The sequence below is a fragment of the Acinetobacter sp. CIP 64.7 genome (genome assembly GCF_000369745.1).
Taxonomy (GTDB): domain Bacteria; phylum Pseudomonadota; class Gammaproteobacteria; order Pseudomonadales; family Moraxellaceae; genus Acinetobacter; species Acinetobacter fasciculus.
Map to the genome: position 1 here is coordinate 324,725 of NZ_KB850178.1, position 15,110 is coordinate 339,834.

16 protein-coding genes are annotated in these 15,110 nt (G+C 44.6%); 7 read left to right on the forward strand and 9 right to left on the reverse strand.

Annotated features, from left to right (window positions below):
- Positions 1-43 precede the first annotated feature (43 nt).
- Complete coding sequence (gene mrcB / locus F890_RS03750; protein WP_005103605.1) at positions 44-2,434, forward strand: penicillin-binding protein 1B; 2,391 nt, start codon at positions 44-46, stop codon at positions 2,432-2,434.
- Between the two features lie 14 nt (positions 2,435-2,448).
- Complete coding sequence (locus tag F890_RS03755) at positions 2,449-2,994, forward strand: hypothetical protein (protein WP_005103606.1); 546 nt, start codon at positions 2,449-2,451, stop codon at positions 2,992-2,994.
- Between the two features lie 58 nt (positions 2,995-3,052).
- Here F890_RS03755 and F890_RS03760 read toward each other — a convergent pair whose 3' ends face one another.
- Entirely contained in the window at positions 3,053-3,952 is a 900-nt protein-coding gene (locus F890_RS03760; RefSeq protein ID WP_005103610.1) for an NUDIX domain-containing protein, read from the reverse strand.
- Positions 3,953-4,090: 138 nt separating this feature from the next.
- Between F890_RS03760 and hemP the strand changes: the two genes are divergently transcribed.
- The gene (gene hemP / locus F890_RS03765) at positions 4,091-4,261 is read left to right on the forward strand and encodes a hemin uptake protein HemP (protein ID WP_004645578.1); all 171 of its coding nucleotides are present in this window, start codon (positions 4,091-4,093) and stop codon (positions 4,259-4,261) included.
- A gap of 73 nt (positions 4,262-4,334) precedes the next feature.
- Here the strand turns inward: hemP and F890_RS03770 are convergent, their stop codons facing one another.
- The 4 genes from F890_RS03770 to F890_RS03785 all read right to left on the reverse strand — a co-directional run bounded on the left by F890_RS03770 (position 4,335) and on the right by F890_RS03785 (position 8,691).
- Positions 4,335-5,669: a sensor histidine kinase gene (locus F890_RS03770; RefSeq protein ID WP_004278998.1), complete on the reverse strand. Its 1,335-nt coding sequence runs from the start codon at positions 5,667-5,669 to the stop codon at positions 4,335-4,337.
- 4 nt (positions 5,670-5,673) lie between these two features.
- Complete coding sequence (locus F890_RS03775; protein ID WP_004278999.1) at positions 5,674-6,339, reverse strand: response regulator transcription factor; 666 nt, start codon at positions 6,337-6,339, stop codon at positions 5,674-5,676.
- Between the two features lie 135 nt (positions 6,340-6,474).
- Positions 6,475-6,840: a NirD/YgiW/YdeI family stress tolerance protein gene (locus tag F890_RS03780; RefSeq protein WP_004645581.1), complete on the reverse strand. Its 366-nt coding sequence runs from the start codon at positions 6,838-6,840 to the stop codon at positions 6,475-6,477.
- Between the two features lie 93 nt (positions 6,841-6,933).
- The gene (locus F890_RS03785; RefSeq protein ID WP_004279001.1) at positions 6,934-8,691 is read right to left on the reverse strand and encodes a type IV pilus assembly ATPase TfpB; all 1,758 of its coding nucleotides are present in this window, start codon (positions 8,689-8,691) and stop codon (positions 6,934-6,936) included.
- A 209-nt stretch (positions 8,692-8,900) separates the two neighbouring features.
- On the opposite strand from F890_RS03785, the gene F890_RS03790 reads away from it, so the two are divergent.
- Complete coding sequence (locus tag F890_RS03790) at positions 8,901-10,151, forward strand: MgtC/SapB family protein (protein WP_005103613.1); 1,251 nt, start codon at positions 8,901-8,903, stop codon at positions 10,149-10,151.
- 1 nt (position 10,152) lies between these two features.
- Here the strand turns inward: F890_RS03790 and tsaA are convergent, their stop codons facing one another.
- A complete protein-coding gene (tsaA, locus tag F890_RS03795; RefSeq protein WP_004731629.1) occupies positions 10,153-10,872 on the reverse strand; it encodes a tRNA (N6-threonylcarbamoyladenosine(37)-N6)-methyltransferase TrmO in 720 nt (239 codons plus the stop codon).
- Positions 10,873-10,977: 105 nt separating this feature from the next.
- Here tsaA and F890_RS03800 point away from each other — a divergent pair, with 105 nt between their 5' ends.
- Positions 10,978-11,757, forward strand: a complete 780-nt coding sequence (locus F890_RS03800) for a ferredoxin--NADP reductase (protein WP_004279005.1) — start codon at positions 10,978-10,980, stop codon at positions 11,755-11,757.
- A 64-nt stretch (positions 11,758-11,821) separates the two neighbouring features.
- Here F890_RS03800 and F890_RS03805 read toward each other — a convergent pair whose 3' ends face one another.
- The 3 genes from F890_RS03805 to F890_RS03815 form a co-directional block, all read right to left on the reverse strand.
- A complete protein-coding gene (locus tag F890_RS03805) occupies positions 11,822-12,004 on the reverse strand; it encodes a YgdI/YgdR family lipoprotein (protein WP_004279008.1) in 183 nt (60 codons plus the stop codon).
- An 18-nt stretch (positions 12,005-12,022) separates the two neighbouring features.
- Entirely contained in the window at positions 12,023-12,274 is a 252-nt protein-coding gene (locus tag F890_RS03810) for a hypothetical protein (RefSeq protein WP_004279009.1), read from the reverse strand.
- A gap of 171 nt (positions 12,275-12,445) precedes the next feature.
- Positions 12,446-13,069: a cation efflux transmembrane domain-containing protein gene (locus F890_RS03815; RefSeq protein WP_004279010.1), complete on the reverse strand. Its 624-nt coding sequence runs from the start codon at positions 13,067-13,069 to the stop codon at positions 12,446-12,448.
- Positions 13,070-13,155: 86 nt separating this feature from the next.
- Between F890_RS03815 and F890_RS03820 the strand changes: the two genes are divergently transcribed.
- Positions 13,156-13,566 (forward strand): Cd(II)/Pb(II)-responsive transcriptional regulator, encoded by a 411-nt coding sequence (locus F890_RS03820; protein ID WP_004279012.1) that lies wholly within the window; start codon positions 13,156-13,158, stop codon positions 13,564-13,566.
- Between the two features lie 133 nt (positions 13,567-13,699).
- A complete protein-coding gene (gene yegQ / locus F890_RS03825) occupies positions 13,700-15,109 on the forward strand; it encodes a prephenate-dependent tRNA uridine(34) hydroxylase TrhP (RefSeq protein ID WP_004645587.1) in 1,410 nt (469 codons plus the stop codon).
- The last annotated feature ends 1 nt before the right edge of the window (position 15,110 follow it).

The following is a 15,110-nucleotide window of genomic DNA, read 5'->3' on the forward strand; positions in this document are numbered from 1 at the left end:
CTTCGCATGATTAGCACAATTTCACAGGATCTTATAAGTATTTATGAAATCTGAACGTGGCATGGGGTTTCTTGCCTTAATTTTTTCTATTATTGTCATTTCTATCTTTGTAGCATTTAGTATCTATTTGATTAGATTAGACAATATTGTACGCGACAAGTTTGAAGGTCAGCGCTGGGATATTCCGGCCAAGGTCTTCGCACGTCCGATGGAAGTGTACGTGAATGCCCCAGTCAGCCTGCAGGATTTCCAACAAGAATTAAAATTACTCGGTTATAAAAATTCGGATAGTTATACTAAATCAGGCAACTTTGTCACCACGGGTAATACCCTGTATGTGCATACACGCGGCTTTGATTTTGGTGACCGGGTTGAACCGGAACAAATATTGAAAGTCAGTTTCAGCGGTGAACAGATTGCAGAAGTCAGCGCAACCAAACCGTCTTCAAGCGGGATTGCGCGTTTAGAACCTTTATTAATTGGTGGGATTTATCCGCAGCATAACGAAGACCGTGTGCTGATCAAGCTAAATAAAGTGCCTAAGCCCTTGATCGAAGCGCTGATCGCGACCGAAGACCGTAAGTTCTATGAGCATCATGGGGTTTCACCGCGTGGTATTGCACGTGCCGTAGTCAGCAATATTACCGGTGGTAAACGTCAGGGTGGCTCAACCTTGACCCAGCAGCTGGTCAAAAATTTCTATTTAACCCCTGAGCGCACCTTAAAACGTAAAGTGAATGAAGCCTTTATGGCGATGCTGATTGAATTGCATTATGACAAGAATGAAATTCTAGAAGCTTATCTGAATGAGGTAAATCTCGGCCAGAATGGTAACTACTCCATTAATGGTTATGGTCTGGCATCGCAGTTTTATTTTGGCCTGCCACTGCGTGAACTGAATATTTCCCAGCAAGCATTTTTGGTGGGTTTAGTCCAAGGACCGAGTCTATACAATCCATGGCGCAATCCTGAAAGTGCGAAAAAACGCCGTGATATCGTCCTGAATAATATGCTGGTGATGGGCTATCTGACTCAGGAACAATATGAAAAAGAAACCGCACGTCCGTTAAATGTCATTTCAAAACCGACTTTAGGCCCTGCCCGCTTCCCGGATTTTCTGGATATTGTACGTCGTCAATTACGCACAGATTATCAGGAAACCGATCTGACCAATCAGGGTCTGCGAATTTTCACTACTTTAGATCCTTTGGCCCAAACCAGAATTCAGGACAGCTTTAAAGAGACGGTGGCGCGTTTAAGCAAATCCAATCCGGGTCGCCTGAAAGATTTACAGGGTGCGGTATTGGTATCGCATCCGGAAAATGGTGAGCTGGTGGCCGCACTAGGTTCTACTCAAGATTTTACCGGCTTTAACCGTGCAGTCGATGCCAAGCGTCAAGTCGGTTCCCTATTAAAGCCTGTGATTTACCTGAGCGCACTAGAATCGAACCGTTATCACTGGGCGAGCCCGATTGAAGACAGTGAAATCAGCATTAAGAGTGATGGCAAAACCTGGACGCCGAAAAACTATAGTGGTCGCGGACATGGTGTCATTCCAATGTCACAAGCACTATCGCAATCCTATAACCTGTCTACTGTGCGTTTAGCACAAGAATTTGGCCTGTCTACCTTTATTAATCATCTGAAAAAATTTGGTGTAACTTCAGATATTCCATCTTATCCGTCGATTTACTTGGGTGCGGTAGATATGTCCCCGATGGAAGTGATGAACATTTACGGCAACTTTGCTACAGGCGGCTTTAAATATCCAACTAAAGCCATCCGCTCTGTGGTGGATGCCAACGGCCGCTCTCTGGATCGTTATAGCCTGAGTGTACAACCGACTATTGATCCTGCTTCCGCTTATGCCCTGAATTATGGCTTACAACAGGTCATGTCGAATGGTACAGGCCGTGCAGCCTATAACAGCTTGCCACGCAGTCTGAATCTTGCCGGTAAGTCCGGTACCACGAATGACAGCCGTGACTCATGGTTTGCCGGATATTCAGGTAATTATATGACCGTGGTCTGGCTCGGTCTGGATGACAATAAAGTCACTGGCTTGACCGGTTCATCGGGTGCCCTGCCCGTTTGGACCAATGTCATGAAACAGTTGCGCCAGAAACCGGTGAATCTGCCACAGCCGAATGAAATCGAATGGCATTGGCTAGATCGTCATACGGGTTTGTTGTCTGCACAAGGCTGTGAAGGCGCCATGTATATCCCGATTTCGCGTCATGCCCTGCCAAATCAGGCGACTGCCTGCGGCATCTCGCACTATGCGACGGAACCTTATGATATTGATTCAGAACCTGCGCCATCTGATGCTGAACAGGATGATATGAGTCGCTACATACAAGAAAGTGAAACAGAAATAGAACGCGATCTTGAGAGCGAAACCCGTATTATCGCCAGTGGAAGTTATAGCCATTAATTGAGTCTATGTTTATGTTAAGAAAAATCCTCCCTGGTTTGCTCATCCTCAGTCTGGTGGGCTGCCAAAGTATCTCTGAGCCAGAAAAGCCAGTTACCCCAGTCAAGCCTGCGACGGAAAAACCTAAGGCAAAAACGCCAGACAGCGTAGTGATTACGCCTTATGACCGTCCTGACATCAAACGTCAGAAAATTGTCATTCCTGAACAGAAGCCGAAAAGCCAAAAGTTTGATGATGGCCGTAATCTGCCGGCTTTCAAGAGTCTGATGCAGCAAACCCAGCAGGCCTATACCAAGCAGCAGTTCGCTCAAGCTGAAGCGTCTGCAACTCAGGCACAGCGACTGGCCCCTCAGGCACCGGAAACCTATTTATACTTGGGTATGATTGCTAACCGTAAAAATCAGCCAGCAAGCGCCGATGCTTTTGCCTTACGTGGCCTGAGTTATGCACAATCTAGTGCCATGAAAAAGCAGCTTTGGCAAGTGCGCCTTAAATCTGCTCAGTTGCGGAAAAATGCCAAAGCGATTCAGCAAGCTCAACAGGCATTGAAAAAGCTTTAAGATAATTTTCCATAGAAACTGACTTACCAATAGAAAATTTATTTTATAAATAAAGTGTTTAAATATAGCGAATGCCGGCAATGCCATAAGCGTGCTGGCTTTTTGCATACTCAAGCTCATCAGCCTTCATTCCACCCAAAGCAAAAACCGGAATCTGTACCTGCTCTGCCATTTGCTTGAATTGCTCCCAGCCTAGCGCAGGCGTGTCCGGATGCGTTGCGGTCGCCAGTACCGGACTCAGCAAGGCTGCTTCACAACCGATCTGTTCTGCATGCATTAAAGCACTCAGGTCATGACAGGCTGCCAGATAACGATAACCAGATTTCAATTCACCTTGTTTCAAGTCCATCAATTGAATCTGTTTTAGATGAATCGTACGAATCGTCTGCTGCTGCAATTCATTCAGTTGTGACCAAAGCTGCTGATTAATGATTAACTTGGAGAGTTGATCTACCGGATATTGCTGTAATTGCATGATCCGTTCAGGCGTTGCTTCCACGCGCCAATACAACATTTGATCTGTATCCAGACTTGATAAGATATCCAGATCCTCAGCAATCTTGATGCGCTGCGGCCATTGCAGCTTTTGAATCATGGACTGATTGGCTTTCGGGAAATTCAGCTGACCAGGTTCTTCCCGGCTATACCAACGCCAAGGCTGTTTGATTTCAGCCAGTTGAGTAGGCTGTACTGAAGCATGAAAAATATGCAAATTGACGATGAGATCTTCATATTCATGAGAAATAAAATCAGAAGCATGCCAGCGTTCGATATCAACCCCGACCTCTTCAATCACTTCGCGGCGGCAGGCTTCGACTGGTAATTCGCCCTGTTCAACTTTTCCGCCTGGAAATTCATATTTATTGCCCTGATGCTGCTTGGCCTCACGCCAGCCGACTAGAACCTGATTTTGATAAAATAAAAGCGCAATTGCGACATGAATTGTAGCTTTAGTCATGATGTACAGAACCGGTAAAGTTTTACAGATTGTAAGCAAATTAGAGTTTTTTATAAATTGCTCAATATTTCGTTGACAGATCTATTCGATAATGATTATCATTTAAATCAATCCAAAACACACCACGGAGTCGACGGAATGAACGCCCCATTTAGCCTATTCACCCGTAACAATGATACTCACCATGCCTTGCCAATGCTGCACTCCAACAATCTGTTTGCACTGGGTCGTGAAATCCGGATCATGCATGCCGGCGAAGAATACCGCTTGCGCCTGACCCGCAACAACCGTCTTATTCTGACCAAATAATTAAAACAATCTAAAATAACAAACGTGGGAAGCAGCAGTATGAATCAGCGCATACTGCTTTTTAATCTTCTAATCATGAGATTTTGCCATCAGGCTCAAAACTCAATGACACTTTAAGTCCACCCAAGTCCGACGGCGCATAGTCAATTTTAGCTGCATGCAGTGCCATAATTTTCTGGCAAATGGACAGGCCTAAACCCGAACCCTGAGTTCGCGTACCCAAAGCCCGATAAAAACGTTCACCTAAACGTTCCAGTACCTCATCAGCAATCCCCTCTCCTGAGTTTTCAATCAGTAACTGTATCTGATGCTGCTCAATAACTGTTCGGATCTCGACCTGTCCCTGTTGCGGCGTATAACGGATCGCATTGTCGACCAGATTGCGAATACAACTAAAAATCAGTTCTGGATTCGCTTCGATCACAGCATCCTCAAGTTTTAGATTCCAATGAATGTCTTTTTCTTCTGCAAAAGGCTGCAAGGCCTGCAAAGCCTCCTGAACCAGATTCTTAAGATTAATCGTTTGCGTTGCTAATTGCCCTGTTCGCTCCGGATCGAGTCGTGCCAGCAAGAGTAAATTTTCCAGCACCTGCGTACCGCGGTTGACATCATTTTGGATCAACTGTAATGCCTGAGGGAGCTGTGCATCATCTTGATATTTGCGTTTTAAAACCTGTAGCCGCATTTGAATCGCAGACAGTGGCGAACGCAGCTCATGTGAAGCATCTGCAGTAAAGCGCTGTTCAGCAGCCAGTGATTTCTCCAGCCGGCCGAGCATGGCATTCAGCTGACGAATGATCGGTTGCAGTTCAGTGATTTCAGGGTCAGGTGTTTTAATAGGACTCAGATCCTGAGCAGTCTTGGAACCAATCGCGCGGGAAATCTTGTTTAATGGCCGTAACTGGCGTCTGATCGCAACACGCAAAATCAGCCATTGCACTAGCCATAAGATGAATAAGATCCCGGCAAAGCCCAAGGTGGTTTGCCAGAGTTCATCGAAACGTACTGAAAGTGGCTGTACGATTTTGACCTGAAGGTCGTCATCTTCCGCAGTCAGAATACGGATAAAATGGCCATTTTCATAAGCAAACTGGAAGCCGTTGTTCTGTGCTTTTGGAATGGGATTAATTAATTCATCATCAATCGAAGTTGTCAGTACCTGCTGATCCAGCAACAAGGCATACTGGATATCGAACTGTTCACTGAGTTCATCGACCTGGGCGTCTTTGGCCTGGGTCACATCGCCAAGCAGCAACTCAGAAATCTGCTCCATTAATTCATCATGCAGCTGACTGGCTTGATAACTGGAAATTCCCAATAACAGCAGCCAGGCCAATATTCCAGCCAATATCGAACTGAACAGCGCATGTTTGATCAGTTTAGTTTGCAAGGAAATAGCAGCTGACATAGGTTTATACCTCAGCCTTATGCATGCGATAGCCCAGACCGCGAATAGTCTTGATCATCTGGCTGCCGATTTTTTTACGCAGCTGATAGATAAATACTTCAATGGCATTACTTTCAATTTCATCACCCCAAGCGTACAGCGATTCTTCCAGCTGTTCACGGGTGACAATATGTTCAGGCTGCTGCATCAGCTTGTATAGAATTTGAAATTCCTTCGCAGTCAGATTCACAGCTTGACCTTCTTTAGTCAGGGTTTTGGCTTGAGTATCCAGACTGAGATCCTGCCAGAGCAGGATATGATTCGGTGTTTGCTGCTTCTGTCTGAGCTGGGCACGTACCCGGGCCGAAAGTTCTTCCAGACTAAAAGGTTTGACCAGATAATCATTCGCGCCTAAATCCAGACCTTCAACCCGGTCATCAATACTGTCTTTGGCCGTAATAAAAATCACCGGCGTATCTTGCTGTTGGCTGCGCAAACTTTTCAAAATCTCGTCTCCAGTGGCATTCGGCAGGCCGCGATCCAGCAAAATGCAGTCATATTGATGCTGTTCAATCGCCAGGATCGCATGATCACCGCGCTCTACCCGATCAATCACATAACCATCCATTTCCAGCCAGGTCTGGATACTGTCTGCCTGAGACTGATCATCTTCTGCCAAAAGAATACGCATATTCTGCTCCGTTTGCTTCCTTGTTCTATCTTGCCCTGAAAAAGCAGCAGACTCAAAAAAACCACATGCTTTTTGGTAACTTGCATGTGGTTTTTTGTTGCTATGTTCAAACTGATTTCAGCAAATCAGGCGATATTAGAAGCGAACCTGATCAACCTCAATTTCAACACGTTTTGCCGGTTTATAATCAATGTCGATTTCACCTGTGATGATTACCGGTGTTTTGGCTGAAATCGGTTTGCCTTGCCAAAGTTCGTCATCAATCTCAACCGTAATGGTGCCTGTACTGTCGCGGAACTGGTATTTTTCATCACCGACTGCTTTCACGACATAACCTTTGAGCTGAACTTTGCTGTCATCTTTCATGGCCAGTGCCTGTTTGACTGTAGTCGATTTAGCAAAAGCGGCCTGATTCACAGCCGTGTCACTACTTGCTATCGTAGCTGTCGCGATAGAACCCATCAATGCAGCTGCCAAAACCGTATTTATCATCATTTTCATCGCAGTTACCTCTTTAAAGTCTTGCCTTGTTTCGATGATGCTATTAAAACAGCCAAACATGAATTGAATCTTAAGATTGCTTCATTTTCAAAATTAATTTAAGGGCACCACTCTCAGGACTTCTTCAAGCGTGGTCACACCTTCCAGAATCTTGCGCGCCCCGGCAATTCTGAGCGGCTCTACGCCTTCTTTTTTCGCCTGCTGACGCAGCTGGTTCAGGTTAGCATCCGCACCAATCAACTGTTTGGTGGTCAGACTCAGTGGCATAAACTCATAAATCCCGATACGGCCTTTATAGCCGGTATGCCGACATTCTTCACAGCCTACCGCCTTAAAGACAAATTCCGGTCGCGGCAAAGGATAATCGGCTGCCAGATGCTGCCACTCCTGCTCGTTCAGGAAACTTTCCTGTTTGCAGTGTGGACACAGCTTACGAACCAAACGTTGAGCCAGAACACCCAAGATGGTTGCTGCTGTCAAAAATGGCTGTACGCCTAAATCATGCAGACGGGTCAGACTCGACGGCGCATCATTGGTATGTAAAGTCGATAGAACCAGGTGACCGGTCAATGCTGCCTGAATCGCCATATTGGCAGTGTCCTGATCACGAATTTCTCCAACCATGATAATGTCCGGGTCCTGACGCATTAGTGCGCGCACGCCGTCAGCAAAACCGAGATCAATACCATTATTGACCTGCATCTGGTTAAAGCTAGGTTCCAGCATCTCGATCGGATCTTCAATCGTGCAGACGTTGACCTGTTCAGTCGCCAGCTGCTTCAGAGTTGAATAAAGCGTAGTAGTTTTACCGGAACCGGTCGGACCGGTCACCAGAATAATGCCATGACTATGACTGGTCAGATTGTTCCAGTCGTTGAGCAGATGACCTTCAAAACCGAGTTGCTGAAAACTTCTCACCAGCACTTCCGGATCGAAAATACGCATTACCAGTTTTTCACCAAAAGCTGTCGGTAAGGTCGACAGGCGCAGTTCAGTTTCCTGTCCTTTGGGCGTGCGGGTTTTCAGTCGGCCATCCTGTGGCTTACGTTTTTCCGCCACGTTCATTCGGCCCAGAATCTTGATTCGGGAAATGACGGCGGTCAATGTATTGGCCGGCATATTGTAAATCGTATGCAGCACCCCATCAATCCGGAAACGGATCTTGCCGGTGTCTTTACGTGGTTCCATGTGAATATCACTGGCACCTTGTTCAAAGGCAAATTGCAGCACCCAGTCCACCAGTTTGACAATATGCTGGTCATTGGCATCCGGATTCTGTGAATCACCCAATTGCAGCAAGGCTTCGACGCCCTTATTTTCCCGGTCATAGGCAGAGGATTTTTGTGAACCACTGACTGCACGACTGACCTGATAATATTCAGTAATATAACGTTGTAATTGTTCTGGATTCAGTAATACCCGTTGTATTTTTTTCGGGGAAATATTTTGCTCGAGATTCGACACCCATTCGGTTTTATAAGGCTGATCCGTGGCGATCAGAACTTTGTCTGCCTGAATTTCTACTGCCAAAATATGGTTGCGCAGTGCATATTCCTGCGACATGACATGGGTCAATGCCTGTACATCAGCTTTAAGCGGATCAATAATATAGAACATCAATCCGGTTTTTTCTGCCAGCCACTGACATAAACGGTTCAGGGTCAAAGTCGTTTGGGGATGGGACTGATCGACCAGATTAAAATTGGCAATCCACTGTAAAGGGTGCCATTTTAATTGTTCACGTTGCCGATGAGTGGTTTGTACCAGCATTCGGTCGCGTTCACTGATTTTACCGTCTTTAAAGAGTTGGTCTAGACACCATGCCGTATCCATTTCAAAGTCAAATTTCATTATTATCAGTCCCCAAACTTGCCTCCACTATAACAAGTTTTTGCAGTTTTTCGCATGCTCCCCACCTTTTGAATGTACGTTTCTATTTCAATCTCAAAAAGAAAGTAAAGAATGGATTTGATCGTTACCGCAACATTTTTAATCTATGCAAACCTGATCTCATCACATATATTTTTAAATAATCAACTCTTAGCTTGCTGAGGTCACAGATGGATCTGACTGCGGTTCCCCTGCATGCGCATTCTTTTCATGAACTGCTCACGATACTCACCTCGGCATTGGGCTGCGGCCTATTGATTGGTCTGGAGCGGGAACGACATAAACAACGTGAGCAGCAACCGAGTTTTGCCGGCTTACGTTCCTTTGCAATCTGTGCTTTATTGGGTGCACTGTGTTTCCTGTTTGGAATCGTGATTGCTGTAATAGGTGCTTTGATCGTGGGTGGTATGGTCATTTTATCCATCAAAAATCAGCCTGATGATCCGGGCATTACCACAGAGCTTGCATTTGTGATGACCTATTTTGTTGGCGCCATGTGTTTGTGGAATATTCCTCTGGCAGCCGGTCTTTCTGTGCTCTTAACCGGTATTTTGATGGCCAAACATACCATGCACAATATTGCCGGAAAATGGATTAAAGAAGCCGAATTTAGGGATGGACTATTATTACTGGCCTTAATTTTGATTGGTCTGCCGCTGACCCCTGACCGGCCTTTTTGGGGCGAAGTGCTTAATCCTTATCTTATTCTCAAATTACTGACCTTAATTTTAGTGGTACAAGCTCTGGCTCATATTGCGAAACGCTTTTTCTCGACTAAAAATGCCCTGATGCTGTCCTCCATCGCTTCCGGTTTTGTTTCCAGTACGGCGACCATCGCTCAGTTGGGCTTACAGGTCCGTAAAGGTGAAATGGATGCACGATCGAATGCCGGTGCCGCGCTGATGTCCTGTATCTCGACTATTGTGTTGCTATTGATTGTGATCGGGGGCGTATCCTGGAGCTGGCTTAAAATCCTGCTCTTGCCCTCTTTAGTTGCCGTAATCCTTCTGGCAGCCTGTGCATTTTTATTATTGCGCAAGGCAAAACCTGCGCCGAGCATGGAATCGTCAGACAGCCAGATGTTCAGCTTAAAAGAAGCTGTGATTATTGCAGTCACATTAACATTGATTCAGGCTGGAGTTTACGGACTGGAGGTCTGGCTCGGGGATGCCGGCTTACTGGCCGGGACCTTGCTCGCCTCTTTATTCGAGATTCATGCCGCGATGGCCAGTGTCGTCGTTCAAGGCGATCCTTCAAATATGCGTCTGATTTATGCCCTGCTTTTAGGTCTGGGTGCTCATGCCCTGGCCAAGTCAGCCAATGCAGCTTTGACCGGTGGCTGGAAGTTTGTCCTTTATTTTGCGCCTGTGCAGATTTTGCATATGGCAGTGTTGATTGGGGTTTTGTGGTGGAACCTATAATCTAGGAAGGAATATGCTGGATAGCAACAATTAGCACTTGCTGAGCATGAATTTTGAAATGGATATCAACATTTGCAAACTTCATCCCATATACCCGTTCTTCATCTTCCTGATATGCAGGTCTTGGATCTAAAGATAAGACAGCTTCCAGTTCCTGAATAGTCTGCACAGAAATTTTTCCATTTCCTAGTAATTGTTGCTTTTGCTGCTCCGCTTCATCGCTCCAAATGACGGTTTTACGTGGTGGTTCATCCTGTGCATAACCGCTTTGTGCTTCAATGATGGCATCCGAATATTGAATATAAGGTTTGATATCCATAATTGGCGTGCCATCGAGCAAGTCACTCCCTGTCACATACACTCGAACATGTTTGCTCACTTTTCTCACTTCTTTGAGTTTGACCACAGATAAACCAATCGGTGATGGACGATACATGCTGCGCGTAGCAAACACGCCTATTTTCTTGTTACCACCCAAACGCGGCGGACGCACTTGTGGACGAAACTGGCTGTTGTGCTGGTTTTTATTGTCATGAAATTGCCAGACCAGCCACAAATGACTGAATTCTTCAATTCCCTCAAAGGCGAGCAGGTCATTATAGGACCCGACCATTTCAATATAGCTTTCGACCTGAACCAGATTCGGCTGACGAGGAATACCAAATTTTTCTTTATAGGGAGAACGCATATAACCAATAATCGGCAGCGTCAGTTCAGTCATCATCACTTTTTTTGATAAGCTCAATTAAATATATTCAGTTTATCGAGAATGAATTTAGATTAGAATAGCAAGCTGTTCTAATTTGATAATTTATTGAGACCTTTAATGGCTGCTTTTAACGTCGAAAAGATTACTCACGTCCACCACTGGAATGATACTTTATTCTCTTTTAAAACGACTCGTGACACTGCTTTGCGTTTTAAAAACGGTCAGTTTGTAATGATCGGCCTTGAAGTCAATGGCAAGCCGTTAATGCGCGCATATTCAATTGCAAGCGCCAACTACGAAGAAGAGTTAGAATTTTTCTCAATTAAAGTGCCTGATGGTCCACTGACTTCGATTTTACAGAAAGTCAAAGTCGGTGATGACATTTTGGTTTCTAAAAAGCCGACAGGTACATTGGTACTTGATGACTTGAACCCAGGTAAAAATCTTTACCTTCTTTCTTCTGGTACTGGTCTTGCACCGTTCCTGTCGACTATTCGCGATCCTGAAACTTATGAGCGTTTTGAAAAAATCATCGTAGTTCACGGTACCCGTTTCATTTCAGAACTGGCTTATCAAGATTTGATCCTGAATGAAGTGCCAAATCATGAATTCTTCTCTGAACTCGGCGCGAAAGAAAAATTGGTATATTACCCAACCGTCACCCGTGAAGAATATCCAAACCAAGGTCGTGTAACCACCGCGATTGAAACCGGTGAACTGTTTGAAAAAATCGGTCTGCCACGTTTCAACCCGGAAACTGACCGTGCCATGTTATGCGGTAGCCCTGCATTCCTAGATGACGTTGCTGCGCTTCTTGATCAACACGGTCTGAAAGAATCTCCGAAAATGGGCGTTTTAGGCGATTACGTGATTGAACGTGCATTCGTTGAAAAATAAGATTTTCTAAACTAAAAAACCGGACTTAAAAGTCCGGTTTTTTATTGGAACCATCACTAAATAATTAACGATCGCGACCTTCCTGGTTTGCAGAACCTGAACAGCCTGCGCCACCTGCAATGATGAAACCCGTTTGCGCTTTACATGAACCAATCATACGGCCATGAGAGTCAAATGTAGTTACTGACGATGCACAGCCCGTCAATACAACAGTCGCTACAAGTGCAATAAGTGCTGATAATTTCATGATATTCCCCTTTATTATTTACGGTTTTAAATTAATCTGATTTTGGCTTGGTGGCGTTGGTAATAGGCCTGTATTCGCATCTGGCGTATTGTAATTCACACCTAAGGCATCGCCTGAACCACTACAATGTGCACTTGCGGTCGAAAGTAGGCCACGCGTCGCCATACATGAACCGATGATTTTTCCTGTTGCATCATAAGTCACGACTTTGGAACTACAAGCGGCTAGCCCCGATATTGCCAATATTGAAAAAATTTTAATTAAATTCACATTAACCCTCGCACGATGCAAAAAACTAAATTATTAAAATTTATGTATATTTTCTGAATTTCGCCAGAGATTCTAATTTAATTTGTTTATTTGTAAAGCTTTATTTTTCAAATATTATAAAAATGGAAATAAATAAAAAGCTGCCCTGCAGGACAGCTTTAAATATAAAAATTAGCTGGATTTATGTTTAAGTGATCTTTCTTCCAGAGACTGCTTAATCACTTGATAACCTGATGTGATGCCGAGTGTAGCGATAATTACAGCCACAATAATATCCGGCCAAAGACTGCCTGTACCAAATACGCCTACGGCTGCCAAAATGACCGCAAAGTTGCCAATTGCATCATTACGGCTACAGAGCCAGACCGACCGCATATTGGAATCACCTTCACGAAAAGCATAAAGAATTGCTGCTGTAAATACATTCGCCACTAAGGCTAGGATGCCAATCAGGCCCATTGTCAGTGCTTCAGGTGGAATGCCTTGCAGATAGGCGTAAATCACTTTGCCAATCACTACCAGACCAAACAATGCCATGGTCATCCCCTTTACCAAAGCGACTGTTGCCCGCCAATACAGACTCGCACCAAGTACAGCCAAAGAAATCCCGTAATTGACGGCATCACCAAAGAAATCTAGCGCGTCTGCCCACAAGGCTGATGAATGTGCATATGCACCACCGATCAGCTCCACTACAAATAAAGTGAAGTTTACCAGCAAGGCAATCCATAGCGCTGCTCTAAATTTGCTGTTGGGCTTGATGGGTGCCGGTTCAGGACTACAACTACAGGCCATATAACTCCCCCAATGATTTTTTATCCAAAATACGATAAATTGATTAGAAACTATGGACTAACTCCAAGGTCAAGCATGAGGGCGATATGTCAGTTTATTTGATTTCAGAAATGGCCAAAAAAACTGGTCTAAGCACCGATACCTTACGTTTTTATGAGAAAAAAGGCTTTATTCAGCCGAATTTTCGAGCAAGTAATCAGTATCGTTATTATGGTGAAGACACATTAAAAAGACTGCTTTTTATCAAGCGTTGTCGTGCCTTGGACATGTCATTAAAAGAGATTGAAACCCTGATTCAACTTGAACAAAATCCGGAGCAGGAGTGCTGTGCCGTAAACCAATTGATTGATCAGCATCTTTCGGATATTTCAAATAAAATTAAAGAATTACAAATATTTGAACGGCAACTGATCACACTGAGAGAACGTTGCAACACCCCAACCACTATTGATCATTGCCAGATTTTAAAAACGCTTGAAAATCCTGAAAATGACTGAATATTGAAGATATTTTATGGAGAATTCCCTACTTAAAAAAGAACCTTGTTTTACATCCAAATCGCGTATTTCCGAGTGATTTACTAGGTTGAATCCAAATTCCAGATGATTAGAATAAAGCCGTACTTTTTATATGTCTTTCGATTTGATCATGAGCATTACCACTGTTACCGAACTTCTCTCACCTGCTGGCTCACTGAAAAATATGCGCTATGCCTTTGCTTATGGTGCAGATGCAGTCTATGCCGGTCAGCCGCGTTATAGCCTGCGGGTTCGGAATAATGAATTTGACCATGACAATCTCGCCATTGGCATTAAAGAAGCACATGAACTCGGCAAAAAGTTCTATGTGGTGGTCAATATCCAGCCGCATAACTCCAAGCTGAAAAATTTTATTCGTGATTTAGCGCCTGTAGTGGCGATGCAGCCAGATGCGTTGATCATGTCCGATCCAGGTCTGATCATGCTGGTGCGTGAACATTTTCCAGAGATGGATATTCACTTGTCTGTTCAGGCCAATGCCGTGAACTGGGCAACCGTGAAATTCTGGAAAAATATGGGCCTGACCCGCGTGATTCTGTCACGTGAATTGTCGATTGAAGAAATTGCAGAAATCAAACAGCAAGTGCCCGATATGGAGATTGAAGTCTTTGTTCATGGTGCACTGTGCATGGCCTATTCTGGCCGTTGCATGCTGTCAGGCTATATGAACAAACGTGATGCCAATCAGGGTGCCTGCACCAATGCCTGCCGCTGGGAATATAAAGTGCTGGATGCTAAGGAAGATGAAACCGGTGATGTGATTCCAGTGAAAAATCTGGATTCAGGCTGCTGCTCCAAAGATGCCGACGAACAACACATGCAAGAACAACATCAGTTTGATGAGCCTGTGTTATTGCAGCGGAATGATGAAGATATGTTTGCCGCAGAAGAAGATGAACACGGCACTTATTTTATGAACTCGAAAGATCTGCGTGCAGTCCAGCATGTAGAGCGCTTAACTAAAGTGGGTGTGCATTCACTGAAAATCGAAGGCCGTACCAAGTCTTATTTCTATTGCGCCCGTACTGCTCAAATTTACCGTAAAGCGATTGATGATGCGCTTGCGGGTAAACCTTTTGATCCGTCACTGATGACACAATTGGAAGGCTTAGCGAATCGTGGTTATACCGAAGGTTTTCTACGCCGCCATGTGCATAGTGAATATCAGAATTATGAACATGGTTCTTCCAGTTTTGATCATCAAATTTTCTGTGGTGAAGTACTGGAGCGCAATGGAGATTACATCAAGATCGATGTGAAAAACCGTTTTATCGTCGGTGACTCACTCGAACTGATGACGACTAAAGGCAATATCACTTTCAATTTAACCGAAATGAAAGACAAAAAAGGTAATCTGATCGAAGACGCCAAAGGTTCAGGTCATATCGTTGAGATTCCAGTTCCGGCAGATGTTGATATGCAATATGCCCTGCTCATCCGTAATCTGCCAAGCTCGACTATGGATATTTCGGCATCTTCACTGGCTTATCAAGCGAGTTAAA